This is a genomic window from Mannheimia haemolytica (genome assembly GCF_004342115.1).
Lineage (GTDB): Bacteria > Pseudomonadota > Gammaproteobacteria > Enterobacterales > Pasteurellaceae > Mannheimia > Mannheimia haemolytica.
In genome coordinates this window covers 12,636-30,941 of record NZ_SMAC01000003.1, presented here as the reverse complement: position 1 = coordinate 30,941, position 18,306 = coordinate 12,636, and the positions used below count along the sequence as shown (strand labels likewise).

At 39.8% G+C, this 18,306-nt stretch carries 17 protein-coding genes; 15 read left to right on the top strand and 2 right to left on the bottom strand.

What is annotated here, in order from left to right:
• Positions 1 to 51: 51 nt before the first annotated feature.
• The 7 genes from rsmD (at position 52) to aspA (ending at position 5,662) form a co-directional block, all read left to right on the top strand.
• Complete coding sequence (gene rsmD, locus EDC41_RS01540) at positions 52 to 642, top strand: 16S rRNA (guanine(966)-N(2))-methyltransferase RsmD (protein WP_006249931.1); 591 nt, start codon at positions 52 to 54, stop codon at positions 640 to 642.
• Between the two features lie 83 nt (positions 643 to 725).
• The gene (locus EDC41_RS01535) at positions 726 to 1,037 is read left to right on the top strand and encodes an HI1450 family dsDNA-mimic protein (protein ID WP_006252147.1); all 312 of its coding nucleotides are present in this window, start codon (positions 726 to 728) and stop codon (positions 1,035 to 1,037) included.
• A gap of 21 nt (positions 1,038 to 1,058) precedes the next feature.
• Entirely contained in the window at positions 1,059 to 1,571 is a 513-nt protein-coding gene (gene hpaC / locus EDC41_RS01530; RefSeq protein WP_006252146.1) for a 4-hydroxyphenylacetate 3-monooxygenase, reductase component, read from the top strand.
• A 117-nt stretch (positions 1,572 to 1,688) separates the two neighbouring features.
• Positions 1,689 to 2,561, top strand: a complete 873-nt coding sequence (gene tehB, locus EDC41_RS01525) for an SAM-dependent methyltransferase TehB (RefSeq protein WP_006249928.1) — start codon at positions 1,689 to 1,691, stop codon at positions 2,559 to 2,561.
• Between the two features lie 137 nt (positions 2,562 to 2,698).
• Positions 2,699 to 3,736, top strand: coding sequence for a phosphoribosylformylglycinamidine cyclo-ligase (gene purM / locus EDC41_RS01520; RefSeq protein WP_006249927.1), 1,038 nt, complete (start codon positions 2,699 to 2,701; stop codon positions 3,734 to 3,736).
• Between the two features lie 77 nt (positions 3,737 to 3,813).
• On the top strand, positions 3,814 to 4,092 hold the full coding sequence (locus tag EDC41_RS01515; protein ID WP_006249926.1) for a DUF1294 domain-containing protein: 279 nt from the start codon (positions 3,814 to 3,816) through the stop codon (positions 4,090 to 4,092).
• 142 nt (positions 4,093 to 4,234) lie between these two features.
• Positions 4,235 to 5,662 carry an aspartate ammonia-lyase gene (aspA, locus tag EDC41_RS01510; RefSeq protein WP_006249925.1) on the top strand — a complete coding sequence of 476 codons (1,428 nt, stop codon included), beginning with the start codon at positions 4,235 to 4,237 and terminating at the stop codon, positions 5,660 to 5,662.
• Positions 5,663 to 5,736: 74 nt separating this feature from the next.
• On the opposite strand, the gene rep is transcribed toward aspA, so the two are convergent.
• Positions 5,737 to 7,755: a DNA helicase Rep gene (gene rep / locus EDC41_RS01505; RefSeq protein WP_006252143.1), complete on the bottom strand. Its 2,019-nt coding sequence runs from the start codon at positions 7,753 to 7,755 to the stop codon at positions 5,737 to 5,739.
• A gap of 247 nt (positions 7,756 to 8,002) precedes the next feature.
• Between rep and potA the strand changes: the two genes are divergently transcribed.
• The 7 genes from potA (at position 8,003) to EDC41_RS01470 (ending at position 14,943) form a co-directional block, all read left to right on the top strand.
• Complete coding sequence (gene potA, locus EDC41_RS01500) at positions 8,003 to 9,118, top strand: spermidine/putrescine ABC transporter ATP-binding protein PotA (RefSeq protein ID WP_006249922.1); 1,116 nt, start codon at positions 8,003 to 8,005, stop codon at positions 9,116 to 9,118.
• Positions 9,105 to 9,968, top strand: a complete 864-nt coding sequence (gene potB, locus EDC41_RS01495; RefSeq protein WP_006249921.1) for a spermidine/putrescine ABC transporter permease PotB — start codon at positions 9,105 to 9,107, stop codon at positions 9,966 to 9,968. The genes potA and potB overlap by 14 nt, the downstream gene beginning before the upstream one ends.
• Entirely contained in the window at positions 9,968 to 10,735 is a 768-nt protein-coding gene (gene potC, locus EDC41_RS01490) for a spermidine/putrescine ABC transporter permease PotC (RefSeq protein ID WP_006249920.1), read from the top strand. The genes potB and potC overlap by 1 nt, the downstream gene beginning before the upstream one ends.
• Before the next feature lie 190 nt (positions 10,736 to 10,925).
• Positions 10,926 to 11,849: an oligopeptide ABC transporter permease OppB gene (gene oppB / locus EDC41_RS01485; RefSeq protein WP_006249919.1), complete on the top strand. Its 924-nt coding sequence runs from the start codon at positions 10,926 to 10,928 to the stop codon at positions 11,847 to 11,849.
• A 14-nt stretch (positions 11,850 to 11,863) separates the two neighbouring features.
• Positions 11,864 to 12,763, top strand: coding sequence for an oligopeptide ABC transporter permease OppC (gene oppC, locus EDC41_RS01480; RefSeq protein ID WP_006249918.1), 900 nt, complete (start codon positions 11,864 to 11,866; stop codon positions 12,761 to 12,763).
• A gap of 9 nt (positions 12,764 to 12,772) precedes the next feature.
• Entirely contained in the window at positions 12,773 to 14,368 is a 1,596-nt protein-coding gene (locus EDC41_RS01475; RefSeq protein ID WP_006249917.1) for an ABC transporter ATP-binding protein, read from the top strand.
• Between the two features lie 179 nt (positions 14,369 to 14,547).
• Positions 14,548 to 14,943 carry an ACP-like domain-containing protein gene (locus EDC41_RS01470; RefSeq protein WP_006249916.1) on the top strand — a complete coding sequence of 132 codons (396 nt, stop codon included), beginning with the start codon at positions 14,548 to 14,550 and terminating at the stop codon, positions 14,941 to 14,943.
• A gap of 209 nt (positions 14,944 to 15,152) precedes the next feature.
• On the opposite strand, the gene EDC41_RS01465 is transcribed toward EDC41_RS01470, so the two are convergent.
• Complete coding sequence (locus tag EDC41_RS01465; protein WP_006249915.1) at positions 15,153 to 17,312, bottom strand: TonB-dependent hemoglobin/transferrin/lactoferrin family receptor; 2,160 nt, start codon at positions 17,310 to 17,312, stop codon at positions 15,153 to 15,155.
• 129 nt (positions 17,313 to 17,441) lie between these two features.
• Between EDC41_RS01465 and EDC41_RS01460 the strand changes: the two genes are divergently transcribed.
• Positions 17,442 to 18,296: a heme/hemin ABC transporter substrate-binding protein gene (locus EDC41_RS01460; RefSeq protein ID WP_006249914.1), complete on the top strand. Its 855-nt coding sequence runs from the start codon at positions 17,442 to 17,444 to the stop codon at positions 18,294 to 18,296.
• Positions 18,297 to 18,306 lie beyond the last annotated feature (10 nt).

Below are 18,306 nucleotides of genomic sequence, written 5' to 3'. Positions count from 1 at the left end.
GACTAAACTTACATAGTCTATCAAAAAATCCCTTATTTTCCTTTAGTGAGTATGAAAAAAAATCGAAATTCCCCCCAATCTGTTCAGCAAATGGGCGAAGTACGGGTTATCGCCGGACTGTGGCGAGGCAGAAAATTACCTGTACTAAATGCCGAGGGGCTTCGCCCGACAACCGATAGAGTAAAAGAAACGCTGTTTAACTGGTTAATGCACGACATTGCTCACTCACGCTGTCTTGATTGCTTTGCAGGCAGTGGCTCTCTGGGCATTGAAGCCCTTTCCCGCCAAGCACAAGCGGTCGTTTTTTTGGAAAAATTTGCAAATGCTGCCAACCAGTTAAAGAAAAATCTCCAAGCATTAAAATCCGAACAAGGTAGCGTTATTCACACTGACACCCTCGCCTATTTAGCACAAAAAAATAACGGTGAGCCATTTAACATCGTATTTATCGATCCGCCTTTTCATCAAGGGTTTGTACCTCAAGTGCTAAACTTGCTGGCAGAAAATAACTGGCTCGCCCCGAATGCGATTTTGTATGTGGAAACCGAGAAAAATCACCCGCCATTAGAGCTACCGCAAGGCTGGCAAATTTTAAAGGAAAAAGCAGCCGGAATGGTGGTAAGCCGTCTGATTCAGCTATAATCTTTTTGTTTTTTATAACTAAAAAATATAAAATAAAACTTATCTATCTAACATTTTATTAACACTCAAATTAGAATAACGAAATGAAAAAATTAACCCCTGATGAAGCCATTGATATTGCCTACGATATTTTCTTAGAAATGGCAGGCGAAAATTTAGATCCTGCCGATATTTTACTGTTCAACCTCCAATTTGAAGAGCGTGGTGCAGTGGAAATGGTCGAAACTTCTGAAGACTGGGATCAAGAAATCGGGACTTTAATTGACCCTGATGCCTTTGCCGAAGTTTGGGTTGGCTTAGTCAATGAACAAGATGAAATGGACGATGTATTCGCCCGTTTCTTAATTTCCCACGATGAAGAAAACCGTGAATATCACGTTGTTTGGAAAGAATAAGAAAAATAAAAAGGAGAAAAAATGGCTAATATCGACACTAATCAACCAATAGAAGCCTCGCTTAAATTTCGTGAAGCAATGGCTCACTTATCTTCTGCGGTGAGCATTGTGACAACCAATGGCGTAGCCGGCAAAGCAGGGCTGACGGTTTCGTCTGTTTGTTCCGTTACCGATTCCCCACCAACGCTCTTATTTTGCATTAATAAAAACAGCCACGTTCACGATATTATCCAACAAAACGGCAAAGTATGCGTTAATGTGTTAAGCCACGAACAAGAAGACTTAGCAAAACATTTTGCCGCCATTTTAGAAAGTACAATGGAAGAACGCTTTGGTTGGGATATTTGGAACAACGGCTTTGACGATCAGCCTGTGTTACGCAGTGCTATTTCTGCTTTACAAGGCAATATTGTTAATACGCACGCAGTGGGTACGCATACTATTTTTGTGGTAGAAGTGAGCCATATTGACGTAGAGCCGAACCACAGTTTAGTTTATTTTGCCCGCCAATTTAGAAGCGTGAACATTGACTAAAATATATTTAACAGAAATTTGATCAAATCCGACTTTTTTAGTCGGATTTTTTATTTCCTGTTTTTAAAACAGTGCTAAAATTTTGCCGTTTATGTTTGACTGACAAAAGGAAACAAAATGGAAAATTTAATTTGCTACAAACAAATGCCGGTGTGGACAAAAGCAACCTTACCACAAATGTTCCAAGAAAAGCACAACACCAAAGTCGGAACTTGGGCAAAACTCACCATTCTCAAAGGTTCTCTCAAATATTATGAATTAACCGAAGAGGGAGAAATTATCAAGGAAGATATTTTTGATGCAAACCACCAACGCCCAATGGTTGAGCCTCAACTTTGGCATAAGGTTGAAGCTCTTTCTGACGATTTAGAATGCCAGTTGGCTTTCTATTGCAAGCCGGAAGATTATTTTGCTAAAAAATATAATCTGACCGCTACCCATTCAGAAGTGCTAAATGCCGTCAATTATACCAAAGGTGGCAAAGCGTTAGATTTAGGTTGCGGGCGAGGACGCAATGCACTTTATCTGAATTTACTGGGTTTTGATGTCACTGCTGTTGATCATAATCAAGAAAGCATTGATTTTCTCAACTATATGATCGAAAAAGAACAAGCTCAAAACATTACTACCGCTGTTTATGATATTAACGAGGCAACTATCGGCTCGCAAAACGGTGAATATGACCTGATTATTTCCACTGTTGTAATGATGTTCTTAAACCGTGAACGCATTCCTGCCATTATTGAGAATATGCAGAAAAACACTAAAGTCGGCGGTTATAACTTAATCGTATGTGCAATGAGTACCGATGACTACCCTTGCCCGATGCCGTTCTCCTTTACCTTCAAAGAAGGCGAGCTCGCCGATTATTATCAAGGTTGGGAATTAGTCAAATATAACGAAGATTTAGGACATTTACACAAAACTGATGAAAACGGCAACCGCATTCAACTACGTTTTGCGACAATGTTGGCGAAAAAAATCAGCTAAACTTAACCGCTTGCAGGGGGAATTAGCTTCCCCCTAATTCATCAAATCCATTCTATTTATTTTCACTTTTTCATTCCGCAAACGTTTGCTTGTGCTATAATGGCTTCGTTTTTTAGTCATTTACTGTTGAGGTTAAAGTGAGCAACACACAACTAAGTTACAAAGATGCCGGCGTTGATATTCACGCAGGAAACGAGTTAGTCGAACGAATCAAGCCTGATGTTAAACGCACCCGTCGCCCTGAAGTAATGGGCGGATTAGGTGGTTTTGGTGCTTTATGTGCTTTACCGACAAAATATAAAGAGCCGATTTTAGTTTCCGGTACCGATGGCGTCGGCACAAAATTACGCTTAGCCATTGACTTAAACAAACACGATACTATCGGGCAAGATTTGGTAGCGATGTGTGTGAATGACCTTGTCGTGCAAGGTGCTGAACCGCTTTTCTTCTTAGATTATTACGCCACCGGTAAATTAGAGGTTGATGTAGCCACCAATGTCGTCAAAGGCATTGCAGACGGTTGCGTGATTTCAGGTTGTGCTTTAGTGGGAGGTGAAACGGCTGAAATGCCGGGAATGTACCACGAAGGCGATTACGATTTAGCCGGATTCTGTGTCGGTGTGGTAGAAAAATCTAAAATCATTGACGGTTCAACGGTGAAAACCGGTGATGCCTTAATTGCATTAGCGTCCAGTGGCCCGCATTCCAACGGCTATTCGTTAATTCGTAAAGTATTGGAAGTCAGCCGATCCAATCCTGCAACCGATTTATTGGAAGACAAACCCTTAAGCGAACACTTATTAGCCCCAACTAAAATTTATGTAAAATCAATCCTAAAATTAGTTGAAGAAGTTGATGTTCACGCTATCGCTCACTTAACCGGTGGCGGTTTCTGGGAAAATATTCCACGCGTATTGCCGGAATCTGCCAAAGCGGTGATTGATGAATCGAGCTGGCAATGGCCGGCGATATTTAGCTGGTTACAGGAAAAAGGCAATATCAGCCGTTATGAAATGTACCGTACTTTCAACTGCGGTGTCGGAATGGTGATAGCCTTACCTGAGAGAGATGTCGAAAAAGCCCTTACTCTTCTTAAAGAGAGTGGTGAAAATGCGTGGCTTATCGGTAAAATTGAAGACTTAGGCACCGGTAGCGAGCAAGTTGAAATCCGCTAATTTGCAAAATAAATGCTAAAATTGACCGCTTGTAGTAACTGATCTGCAAGCGGTTAAATTTTTATTGAGGAATGCAAATGCAACTATTTTGGCCTATCTACTTTGTCTTAATGAACCTAGCTGCCTTATATTTAATGTATAGTGACAAACAAAAAGCGATCAAAAAAGAATGGCGAGTGCCAGAAATTACTCTCCTCTCTTTTTGCCTCTTAGGTGGGGCTATCGGTGTTTACCTAGGTATGAAATACTTTCGCCATAAAACCCAACATTGGTATTTCCACGTCGCTGTTGTGCTTTCTACTTTTGCTTGGCTGATTGGCTTGCCTTACTTTTATTTAGCTTTATCATCATATTAATTTATCATTACTTTTTTTAATCCGAAAGCCCAATTTATATCCTAGTCCGCTCACAAAAAATTTGATTTAGATCGCATTATTTGTCTATTAAAATCGTTATTATCTACCAAAATCGATTGTCATTTATTTTAAGGAGATGAATATGTCAGATGTGCGTATTGAACACGATTTACTTGGTGAAAGAGAAGTACCTAATAGTGCTTATTGGGGCATTCATACATTAAGAGCGATTGAGAATTTTAATATCTCAAATGTCACCATTTCTGATGTACCTGAATTTGTGCGTGGCATGGTAATGGTAAAAAAAGCTACTGCGTTGGCAAATGGTGAATTGGGTGCAATCCCGAAAAAAATTGCCAAAGCTATTGTGGCAGCCTGTGATGAAGTATTAGTGAAAGGACGCTGTCTCGATCAATTCCCTTCAGATGTTTATCAAGGTGGAGCCGGCACATCGGTGAATATGAATACCAATGAAGTGATTGCCAACCTTGCATTAGAAATTTTGGGCGAGGCAAAAGGTAAATATGATATTGTCAATCCAATGGATCACGTTAATGCAAGCCAATCCACCAATGATGCCTATCCAACCGGTTTCCGCATCGCGGTTTATAACAGTATCACTAAATTAATCAATAAAATCACTTACCTACAAACTGCATTTGAAAATAAAGCCACTGAGTTTTCCGATGTACTAAAAATGGGAAGAACGCAGTTACAAGATGCCGTGCCAATGACGCTCGGTCAGGAATTTAAAGCTTTTGCCGTATTATTAGATGAAGAGGTTCGTAACCTTAAACGGACGGCAGAATTGCTTCTTGAAGTGAATTTAGGCGCAACCGCTATCGGTACTGGTCTGAATACGCCAGAGGGTTACTCTACTCTTGCAGTCAAATATTTAGCCGAAGTCACGCAACTGCCTTGCTCACTGTCTGAAAATCTCATTGAGGCAACATCTGACTGTGGTGCTTATGTAATGGTTCACGGTGCATTAAAACGCACCGCCGTCAAACTTTCTAAAGTGTGTAATGACTTACGATTACTTTCATCAGGCCCACGTGCCGGCTTAAATGAAATTAATCTTCCGGAATTACAAGCCGGCTCATCTATTATGCCGGCAAAAGTAAACCCTGTTGTACCTGAAGTCGTAAACCAAGTGTGCTTTAAAGTGATTGGTAACGACACCACCGTTACTTTTGCAGCAGAGGCCGGTCAATTACAGCTTAACGTAATGGAGCCGGTTATCGGGCAAGCAATGTTTGAATCTATCGAGCTGCTTTCCAATGCATGTATTAATCTACGTGATAAATGTATTGACGGTATTACCGCTAACCGTGACATCTGCCAAAACTATGTGTTCAGCTCTATTGGTATTGTGACCTACCTCAATCCATTTATCGGCCACCATAATGGTGATATTGTCGGCAAAATTTGTGCAACCACCGGCAAAAGTGTACGAGAAGTTGTGCTTGAGCGAGGCTTACTCACCGAAGAACAACTCGATGATATTCTCTCGATTGAGAACTTAATGAATCCGACTTATAAAGCCAAACGCTTTACCGAAGAGGAATAATCATTGTTTACAAGCGGTCTGATTCTGGCAAAAAATTGCAAATTTTTACCAAAATCAGACCGCTTGTTATCCCATTATTTCTTATTTGCTTTCAGCATCGCCATTAAATTTGCAATATTTGCAGAAGATTTTGCCTCTTTTTCCTGTTCGGTCATTCTTGGCTTTTCACTTTCCCACTCCAAATCATCTTGTGGCAATTCCAGTAAAAACCGGCTCGGCTCAGGTTTGATGATTTCGCCATATTGGCGACGTTCTTTACACAGTGAAAACGTGAGCGTTTGTTGGGCTCGGGTAATGCCGACATAAGCCAAACGCCGCTCTTCTTCTACATTGTCCTCATCAAGGCTGGTTTGGTGTGGCAGAATCCCCTCTTCCATACCGATTAAGAAAACGTGCGGAAATTCCAACCCTTTCGAGGCGTGAAGAGTCATTAGTTGAACTTGATCGGCTTCATCGTCCTCTTCGCCACGTTCGAGCATATCTCGCAAGGTTAAACGGTTTACCACTTGCACCAAATTCATCGGAGGCTCTATTTCATCGCCCTCTAACATCGCTTGCACCCATTCAAACAAGGTCTGCACATTACGGCTTTGCATTTCCGCTACTTTTGGGTTCGCCGCCATTTCATACAAATAGGCTTCATACTGAATTTTCGCCAACAGATCTTTTACTGCTTCAATCGGATCGGATCTATCGGCTTGATCGGCAATTTCCACAATCCAGCGGGCAAAATCCTGTAAGGCTTGGTAAGGCTTTGGCGTGAGGCGTTGTATGAGTTCAAAATCAAAAATCGCCTCAAACAAACTGACCTGCTTTTCATTAGCAAGTATGCCTAATTTTTCTAGCGTTGCCGCCCCAATTTCCCGTTTCGGCGTATTCACAATACGCAAGAAAGCTGCATCATCGTCTTGATTCACTACCAACCGCAGATACGCCATCATATCTTTGATTTCCGCTCGAGCAAAAAATGACGTACCACCCGAAATTTTATACGGAATGCGGTTTTGCATTAGCAATTTTTCCAACAAGCGGGATTGATGGTTGCCTCGATACAAAATTGCATAATCTTTGTATTTGGTCTTTTTCGAGAAACGATGGGCAATCAGCTCGCCCACAATGCGTTCCGCTTCGTGTTCCTCATTTTTTGCCTCAATGACCTGTAATTTTTCCCCTTGCCCCAGTTCTGAAAACAGCCGCTTGCTAAACAAGTGATCGTTATTATCAATCAGAATATTGGCACAATGCAGAATCCGCTGGCTGGAACGGTAATTTTGCTCAAGTTTAATCACTTGCAAATCAAAATCTTCCCGTAACCGTTGCATATTTTCAGGCTTCGCCCCACGCCAAGAGTAAATTGATTGGTCATCATCGCCCACGACCGTAAAGTTTGGCTCGTTGCCGACAATCAGCTTAATTAACTCATATTGGCTGGTGTTGGTGTCTTGATATTCATCAACTAACAAATAGCGAATTTTCTGTTGCCAACGAGATTTTGCTTCGGGAAATTGGCGGAACAGCAACACCGGCAACATAATCAAATCATCAAAATCCAACGCATTATAAGCCTTAAGTTGATTCTGGTAGAGCTGATAAAAATGTGAAAACACTCGCTCACGTTCATCACGCACACGAGTAAGTACCCTTTCAGGCGAAAGCAAATCGTTTTTCCAGTTAGAAATAGTGGCAATTAAGGCTTTCAGCAGATCCTTATCTTCCGTCACATTTTCAGGCAATAAATGTTTCAGCAAAGCAATTTGATCCTGCTCATCAAACAAGGTCATACCCGATTTAAAACCGAGCAATTTATATTCGCGTTTTAAAATTTCAAACCCAAGTGTGTGAAAAGTCGAAATGGTTAAACCTTTGCTGTTTTCTTTGCCGATAGAATGAGCCACCCGTTCACGCATTTCCCGAGCAGCTTTGTTGGTAAAGGTTACTGCTGCAATCTGCTTAGGCGAATAGCCACAATGTGCAATTAAATGTGCGATTTTATTAATAATCACCCGAGTCTTACCCGAGCCGGCACCAGCCAGCACAAGGCAAGCCCCTTTGGTATATTCTACTGCTTGTTGTTGTTGAGAATTGAGTTTCATTGAATCTATTCAAAAGTAATTTTGACAACTATTTTAACGGAAAGAAAACAAGCGGTCGAATTTTCAGGAAAATTTGCAAAAAACTTTGAAAATCCGACCGCTTGTTCATCAGAGAAAAATCCCCAAAACGCAAATTTTTCCTTTCAATCTTGCCCCTTTAGCTATATCATTATAAGTTGATTTTTTGGGGGCAAACGCCTGATTTTATAACTCCTTTTCTTTTTAATTTAAGGGAAAAAAACAGTAGATGGAAAAAGTAGAACAGAAAGCTATCATTGAGCTTAAAAATGTAACAAAAAGCTACGGTAGTAAAACGATTCTTAAAAATTTAAATTTAACCATTAACGATGGTGAATTTTTAACAATTTTAGGCCCTTCCGGTTGTGGTAAAACAACTGCGTTACGTTTAATTGCCGGTTTTGAAGATTTAACTGAAGGTTCAATTATTCTTGATGGGCAAGATGTTTCTAACGTTCCGGCGGAGCAACGCCCGGTAAACACCGTATTCCAAAGCTATGCCCTTTTCCCACATATGACGATTTTTGAAAACGTGGCTTTCGGGCTGCGTATGCAAAAAGTGCCAAATGCTGAAATTGAGCCACGTGTGATGGAAGCATTACGAATGGTGCGTTTAGAAGACCGCGCTCAACAAAAACCGGCTCAGCTTTCCGGTGGTCAGCAACAACGTATTGCAATTGCCCGTGCGGTGGTAAATAAACCGAAAGTATTGTTGTTAGACGAATCGCTTTCTGCGTTAGATTATAAATTGCGTAAAGAGATGCAAAATGAATTAAAAGCATTGCAACGTCAATTAGGCATTACCTTTATTTTTGTGACCCACGATCAGGAAGAAGCCTTAACCATGTCTGATCGTATTATCGTAATGAACGCTGGTAAAATCGCTCAAGACGGTACACCACGTGAGATTTACGAAGAGCCAAGTAACTTATTTGTAGCTCGTTTCATCGGCGAAATTAACGTTTTTGATGCAACTGTAATTGAGCGTGTTGATGCAACTAATGTAAAAGCAAACGTAGAAGGTCGCATTTGCAATATCAAAGTGGAAGATTTAGAGGTTCAGCCGAACCAAAAATTAAAAGTATTGTTACGCCCTGAAGATATTGTGATTGAGGAGTTAGACGAAAACGAAAGCTCGAAAGCAATTATCGGTCATATTATCGACCGTAACTACAAAGGTATGACATTAGAGTCTAGCGTGAGATTAGATCATAACGGTATGAATGTATTGGTTAGCGAGTTCTTCAATGAAGACGATCCGAACATTGACCACGAAGTGGGACAAAAAGTTGCTCTTACTTGGTATGAAGGCTGGGAGGTTGTGTTAAACGATGAAGGCGAATAACAAATTCCAAAATGGTGCGGTCGCAACTATTTTCGGTTGGTTATTACTTTTCGTATTAGTGCCGAACGTACTCGTTTTAATCATCAGCTTCTTAACAGAAAACCGTCAAAGTCAGTATTTTGTGGACTTTGCATTTAGTTTTGATGCTTATAAATCACTGTTTAATGACACCTATGCAGCAGTATTGTGGAACTCGCTATATATGGCGGGCATTGCCACCTTTTTCTGTTTGATCATCGGCTATCCCTTTGCATTTTTTATTGCCAAAATGCCGGAAAGAATTCGTCCGTTTTTACTGTTTTTAGTAGTTCTACCGTTTTGGACTAACTCACTGATTCGTATTTATGGCATTAAGATTTTCTTAGGCGTAAAAGGCTTTTTAAATGAAAGCTTGATGGCTTTAGGTATCATCAGCGAGCCAATGCGTTTATTAAACTCAGAAATTGCGATTATTATTGGTTTAGTTTACATTCTATTACCTTTTATGATTCTACCGCTTTATTCATCAATCGAGAAAATTGATAACCGCTTACTAGAAGCTGCAAAAGACTTAGGTGCAAACGCCTTCCAGCGTTTTATTAAAGTGACTATTCCATTAACAATGCCGGGCATTGTCGCAGGTTGTTTATTAGTATTACTTCCGGCAATGGGTATGTTCTATGTGGCAGATTTATTAGGCGGCGGTAAAACACCGTTAGTAGGTAACATTATTAAGAGCTTGTTCTTAAATACCAACCAATTTGCATTAGGTTCAGCAGTAAGTATTGCATTAACTATCTTAATGGCATTAATGCTTTATGTTTACTATCGTGCAAACAAATTATTAAATAAAAAGGTGGAGCTTGAATAATGAAAAAGATGTTTAGAAACCTTTTTATGTTGGTTGTTTTTGCATATCTCTATATTCCAATTATCATTTTAGTGATCAACTCCTTTAATGAAGACCGCTTTGGATTAAATTGGAAAGGCTTTACTTGGAATTGGTATGAGCGTTTATTCAGTAATGATACGCTTGTACAAGCAACATTGAACTCATTAACTATTGCGTTCTTTGCGGCAACATTCTCAACCATTTTAGGGGCATTAACCTCTATTGCGCTTTACCGTTACCGTTTCCGTGGTAAAAAGCTAGTGGGCGGAATGTTATTCGTGGTAATGATGTCGCCTGATATCGTAATGGCGGTATCTATGCTCGTATTATTTATGATCTTAGGTATCAAGCTAGGCTTTATTTCGCTATTAATTGCACACATTACTTTCTGTTTGCCTTATGTGGTAATTGCAATTTCCTCACGCCTCAGCGATTTTGACGGCAAAATGCTAGAAGCTGCAAAAGACCTAGGTGCAAGTGAAGTGACTATTTTGCGTAAAATTATTTTACCACTGGCATTACCTTCGATTATTTCAGGCTGGTTGTTAAGCTTTACGATTTCGTTAGATGACGTTATTGTTTCATCTTTCGTGACAAGCCCAAGCTACGAAGTTTTACCACTGAAAATTTTCTCATTGGTTAAAACAGGTGTAACACCTGAAGTGAATGCACTAGCAACTATTATGATTATTTTCTCATTAACATTAGTGGTATTAAGCCAGTTAGTTGTGAAGAAAAAAGTCTAAAAATCGTATACATAAATCGGCACTTTAAAGAGTATTAAAGTGCCGATTTTTTTACAAAAATAAGCTAAAAAAACAACCGCTTAAGAATAATTAATTCTTATAAAAATAGCCATAACTAATCAATATCTTTACAAAGCCGTTAATTTACGCTATTAATTGCCTACCAATATAACTAAAAAGAGTGGTGCTTATGCTGAAGTTTATTTTTAAACGTCTTCTTGAGGCGATTCCAACCCTACTAATTCTGATTACCTTTTCCTTTTTCCTGATGCGGCTTGCCCCGGGTAGCCCATTTACCAGTGAGAAAGCCTATCCGCCGAAAGTAATGGCAAATATCGAGGCAAAATATCACCTGAATGAACCGCTGTATAAGCAGTATTTTCTTTATATGGAAAATCTGTCAAAAGGCGATTTCGGTCCATCTTTTAAATATAAAGATCAATCGGTAAATAATCTGATTGCTTCTGCGTTTCCTGTTTCGATAAAACTGGGCATTACTGCCTTTATTTTTGCGGTGCTTATCGGTTTAACCGCAGGAACTATCGCTGCACTTAAGCAAAATAGTAAATGGGATTATTTAGTGATGGGCTTTTCAATGACGGGTATTATTATGCCGAGCTTTGTCTTTGCTCCGCTGTTGGTACTCATGTTTGCGATTTATCTCAAATGGTTGCCTGCCGGTGGTTGGAACGGTGGTCAGCTCTACTATATGGTTTTACCTGTTCTCTCTTTAACCATTAGCTATGTTGCCGGCATTGCCCGTATTACTCGTGGTTCAATGATTGAGGTGTTGCACTCTAATTTTATTCGCACCGCTAAGGCAAAAGGCTTGCCAATGCGTAAAATTATTTTCAAACACGCTTTGCGTCCGGCATTGTTGCCTGTGATCACTTATTTAGGCCCGGCTTTTGTTGGCATTATTACCGGCTCGATGGTAATTGAAAGCGTGTTTGGCTTACCGGGAATCGGGCAGTTGTTCGTAAACGGAGCATTAAATCGTGACTATTCATTAGTATTAAGCCTAACCATTTTGGTAGGTACGCTCACCATTTTATTTAATGCGATTGTTGATATTTTATATGCGGTCATCGACCCGAAAATTCGTTATTCATAGGAGTAAAGCGGAAAATGCAAAATTCTTCAAAAAATCAACCGCTTGTTGAGGTTACCTCAACCATTCAAGGACGAAGTTTATGGCAAGATGCACGCCGCCGTTTTTTCCGAAATAAGGCGGCTGTGGCAAGTTTGATTATTCTTTGTTGTATTATTCTTTTTATTACCTTTGCCCCAATGCTAATGCCGTTTAGCTATGAAGATACCGATTGGAATATGATGGGGATTGCTCCGGATTTTGAATCTCAACACTATTTCGGTACTGATTCTTCAGGGCGTGATTTGCTGGTTCGAGTTGCAATCGGTGGACGCATTTCGTTAATGGTAGGGATTGCCGGTGCATTAATTGCGGTGCTTATCGGTACAATCTATGGAGCAATTTCCGGTTATTTCGGCGGTAAAGTCGATATGGTGATGATGCGTTTTCTGGAAATTTTAAGCTCATTCCCATTTATGTTCTTCGTAATTTTGCTGGTTACGTTCTTCGGGCAGAATATTTTCCTGATTTTCATTGCAATCGGTATGGTAGCGTGGCTGAACCTTGCCCGTATTGTACGTGGTCAAACTCTTTCGCTTAAAAATAAAGAGTTTGTGGAAGCAGCGATTGTGTGTGGCGTTTCCCGCCGTCAAATTATTTGGCGACACATTGTGCCTAACGTTTTAGGCTTAGTGGTGGTTTATGCCTCCCTTGAAGTACCATCTCTGATTTTGTTTGAATCGTTCTTAAGTTTCTTAGGGCTTGGTACACAAGAGCCGATGAGCAGTTGGGGGGCATTATTAAGCGACGGAGCGGCACAAATGGAAACCTCGCCTTGGCTACTGGCTTTCCCTGCCTTTTTCTTATGTTTAACACTGTTTTGTTTTAATTTTATTGGTGATGGCTTGCGTGATGCCCTCGATCCAAAAGATAAATAGAGGTTTAGAATGGAATTATTAGCAGTAAATAATCTCGATGTTTATTTAAAAACGGACGAAGAATTAGTTCACGCAGTGCGTAATGTCTCGTTCTCGATTGAAAAAGGGCAAACCCTTGCGATTGTGGGGGAATCGGGTTCGGGTAAATCCGTTACTTCAATGGCAATTATGCAGTTATTGCCTAAAAATATCGTCTCATTCGGTGAACGCTCAAGCATCATTTTTGAAGAACAAAACTTGCTTACTCTATCTGAAAAAGCAATGCAAACAGTTCGAGGTGATCGCATCGGTATGATTTTCCAAGAGCCAATGACCTCACTCAATCCTTATATGCCGATTGGCAAGCAGGTTGCTGAGACGGTTCAAACCCATAATCCGCAAATCAGCAATGCCGAAGCGGAAAAAATGGTGTTGGAAACTTTGCAAAAAGTAAAAATTCCCGATGCGGAAAAGAAAATGATTTGCTATCCGCACGAGTTTTCCGGCGGTCAGCTACAACGAATTATGATTGCAATGGCAATTATCAACAAACCCGATTTATTGATTGCCGATGAGCCGACCACCGCCCTGGATGTCACAACCCAAGCGGAAATTTTGGATTTAATGCACGACTTACAGCGTGATATGGGAATGGCGATTATCTTAATTTCCCACGATTTACGCTTGGTGCATAAATACAGTGACTTAGTCTGCGTAATGCAAAACGGCGAAATTATTGAGCGAGGCGAAACGGAAACTGTGTTCACCAATCCGCAACATCCTTATACGGTGGAGCTACTTACCCCGATTCCAACTAATTTAAAAGGGGAATTACCGCCAAATGCACCAACCTTGCTTCAGGGTGAGCATATTAAGGTAGATTATATTTTAAAACGCTCGCTATTCGGTAAGCCGAAAAAGGTGTTTAATGCGTTAAAAGATATTTCATTGCACTTGAAAACCGGCGAAACGCTCGGCATTGTAGGCGAATCCGGCTCCGGGAAATCTACCCTTGGGCGTGCCATTATGCAGATTTTAGATTATCGCGGCAATATTACATTTGCAGGTAAGACACTGGCTAATCTGAATAAAGCCGAACGTCAAGCCCTGAAAAAAGATATGCAAATGGTGTTCCAAGACCCGTTCAACTCACTTTCTCCTCGCTTAACAGTTGGGGAAATTATTGCTGAGGGCTTAACCGTACATTGCCCTCAAATGAGCAAAACCGAACGGCGGGAAAAAGTAATGAAAATGTTGGAAGAGGTTAATCTCAACCCTGCAATGATTAACCGCTATCCGCACGAATTTTCGGGCGGACAACGCCAGCGGATTGCGATTGCAAGGGCAATCATTTTAGAGCCGAAATTTGTATTGCTTGATGAGCCAACCTCAGCACTTGACCGCTCTACTCAGATCACTGTAATTGAATTGCTTAACCGCTTACAGAAAAAATACGGCTTAAGTTATATTTTCATCAGCCACGATTTGGCGGTCATCAAGGCACTTAGCGACCGAGTGATTGTAATGAGCCAAGGTGAGATTGTAGAAAGCGGTGATGTCACTCAAATTTTTGAAAATCCACAACAAGAATACACCAAGCGGTTGATTTTAGCCTCTAATTTGTAACCCCTTCCACAAGGTCTTATTCTACCAAAAAACAAGACCTTGTCATTTTATGCTAGCAAAACATTGTAATTTTGATATTTTATTTCAATTTTTTGAAAAAATATGGAACTTTATATAAAACTCACTTTCTAAACAATACGTTATCTGAACTAAGATAACGCTTATTTAAAGGAGAATATATGAAAAAATTGATGATATTCGCAACAACTGCCATGATTGTAAGCAATTTAGCCCATGCAGCAGGTGAACAAAGTGATGCAAGAGAAGCCCACGAAAGCACCGTAAAAACCTCAACTGTTAAGTATAGCTGCCAAAACGGCAAAAAATTAAGCGTGAAATACGGCTTCAATAAACAAGGCATTCCAACCTATGCTGAGGCAAAATTAAGCGGTAAAAAACGTTTTATGCCGATCAACCTATACACGACAGATGCAACCGGCACTAACTTTGGTGACGAAAACAATTTCAGCCTTTACGGTGATCCAATGGAATTTACCAACCACCGTAAAGCATCAGTAAATATCCAAAGCCCCGCAAGTGAAATTTTATATAAAGGTTGCACACCTCAAAAATAGATAAAAAGTAAAATGAGTCCGCTCTGATAAGTGGCTTTTTAATAGCTGTTTATTGCAGATAGGAAAGCATTTTGTTTTTATCTACTATCCAGAAACAAGCGGTTAAATTTGTTTAATTTTTTACAAAAAATGGGCCAAAATTAACCGCTTGTTTATTACTATAAAGAAATAAGTACGTAAAAATTAACTCTTACATTTAATGCTTATCTCTAAAATTTAAACTCCACTGATGCCATTACATAGCGCTCTGGAGCAAGGTAACGATTTAAGCCTTCGCCAGTTATACTGTTGGCAACTCCAGGACTAGTTATACCAATAGTTCTTAAACTATCCCAAGTCCAATATTTTTTATTAAAGAGATTATAAACCCCAACTTTAACAATCGCTCTTTCTCCAAACTTTTTGTGTGCAACTAAGTCAAATACGGTGGCTGAATTACTTAAGTATGGGTAAGTGGTTAATGATTTATCGTAACTTAAATACCCAGTATTGGCTAAAATAGCATACTGTTGTGCATATTTTGCTTTTTTGCCTTGTGTGTATGTGCCGTTTAGGTGTATCGCCCAGTCATTGTTCACAGCTCGATAACCTATGCCGAACAATGCTTTTAACGGTTGAACCGTGAGTAAGTCGGTACCATCATTACGTTTGCCACGAGCATAACCAAATCCACCATTAAGCTCAAAGCCTTGTGGAATTGCATTCCACGCTGTGTTTAAGTCTAAAGTTCCGTTAATATCAACACCTTTGATTTTAGCTCGGTTAACATTTTGCGATTGGTAAATATTGTTACCAATAGTGGCAAGATCAATCAGATTTCTATAGTGGGTATGGTAAGCGGCTACGCTCAAGCTACCTAATGAACCATTACCTACCAGTGAAATTTCATTACCTAAGCTTGTTTCCGGTTTTAAGTTAGTATTTGCTAAGAAAGTTTGGCTTGCTCCACGCCCTTGAACTTCACGGTTAAAGAACATTTCACTTGCGGTAGGTGTTCTAAAACCACGGCTGAGTTTATAGCCAATTTGCCATACAGGAGAGAGCTGATAATTTAAACCAATATCTCCCGCCCAATTGTTAAAGGTTTTATCTGACAAACTATTATCATCAGAATGTAATTTCGACTGCTCATATCGAGCATTTAAATGAGCAGATAGATTTTGTGTCAGTAAAATAGAGTCTCCCATCAAAATATGGAAAGACTTGGTTTTTGCCGGAGACTGCATATTTTGATCGGTTGGCGTAATACCTGCTGTATAGGTTTGCATATCAAAACTGAAATCAGATACACCATAGCCTAATTCCGTTGACAATTTATGTTCGGTATTACCTAGATCAACAGGCTTGAATGTAACACCTAAGCTACCTTCAACATTTTTAGTATTAAAAGCCCGTTTGGTATTATCTGTTTTTGTACCACGGGCAATAGTGATTTGATCGTTAATACCTGAAATTTCAGTATCCTGTTTGGTTACCGCAACTTTAATATTTTCAAGAATACTGTTTTTTGGAGTGTATAAATAAGTAACGCCATAAGTTTCAATTTCCTGCACATCCAAAAAATCACGTAATGTGACGGTAGAATAAGAAAGCTCTTGACCGGCGTTTTTACTGCGTTGCTTAGAAGTTTTTAATTCAAGGCGATTTTCATCATTCCATTTTAGCCCTAATTTTGCCAAGTAGCTGTATTGATTATTTTTGTAAGGATTTGGTAAACCACGACCACTTCCCATAATATCCGGACCTTTAGACGTTGTTTGTGTTTCGTGTCCTTGACGGTGGCTATACATAACCAAAGCATCCGCATATTGACCATCCGCAGCAATACCTGCCGTCTCAATATTCTCTTTATTTTGACCGTTATAGGTATATTTCAACATCCCACCAAATTGGCGACCTTTCATTAAAATATCACTTACGGTTTTAGTTTTATAGTTCACAGAGCCGCCTAATGCCCCATTGCCTACTTTTGTGCTTGAGCCTTTTTCAATGGTTACATCGCTCATTAATTCAGTATCGATTTCAGGGCGAGATTTATTGTAGTAACTATAGCGACTAAAGGTGGCATAGTTATTTGATGCTGCTTGCGATATGCCATCAACTGTTACTGCCACTTGATTACCTTCAACACCACGGATATTAAACCCTTGTGGGCCAAAGCGGCCTGTTTGCGGAACGCCCATATCAGTACTATAACGTACTAAATCTTCATTGCTCATCACCGCTTGCTGTTTAAGTAGGTTCTCCTGCTGCTCATTTACTTCAATAGTATCTAGTTCAATGCTACTAATCTTTGTTTCTTGAGCTAAGGAGAGTTGAGAAATAAAGGGAGTAATCGCTATTGCTAATACAGTTTGCTTTATTTGCATATTTTAGATCCTCTAGTTAGTTTAATCCGTTTAATGTTAAAAAAATGTTAACACTATATCATTTTAATTGAAAATTGAAATAATAATTATTATTATTTAAGTTTAGATAAAAATCAAATGGAGTATAAAATGAGAACCTTACTTTTTTCTTTCATTGCCCTATCAATGTGTTTAAATACCACAAAGGCGGCAGAAAAAATTGTTTCAACTGCGGGCTATGCTTCCGAAATTGTCGCAGCACTAGGAAAAGCTGATAAGTTAGTCGGTGTGGATACCACTTCAGTTAAACCTCAAACGATAATGGAGAAAAAACCTAAAATCGGTTATCGTCGCCAGCTTTCTGCTGAAGGTATTCTCTCTTTAACCCCAGATTTGATTATTTTAGCCCCTGATGCCGGCCCTAACGCAGTTATTGAGCAAATTAAAGCCAGCGGTATTCCATTACTTCACTTAGGAGAGAAACCGAGCTTAGCAGGGATTCGTGAGGATATTCAGCAAATTGCCAAGGCGATTGGTGCAGAATCAGAGGCAAAACAATTAACAGAAACCATTCTGGCAGATGAAAAAAAATTAGCCGACATTCGTAGCCAACATTCTACTGACAAAGAAGTCTTAGTGCTGATTGACACTGCATCGCAAGGTATCTTTGGGCTAGGGAAAAAGAGTGTGGGTGATCATTTCTTAACCTTGTTAAATCTAAACAATAGTTTCAATGCTGAGGGCAATAAGCCACTCGCCAATGAGGCTTTAGCTGCAAGCAATGCCGATGTTATTTTATTAGCCTCCCGTAATCAGGCAAAAGAATCTGCAACGATCAGTAAATTAGCAGAATCCAGCCCACAATACGCCCAACTCACAAATACACAAGCGGGCAAAAAAGGCTGTGTTTTTGCAATCAATATTTTAGATGCCTTGGGATTTGGGCCTTACACTGCTCAATATGCACACCAAATTCTCACCACTATTCAACCTTGTTTAAAATAACGGATACGCT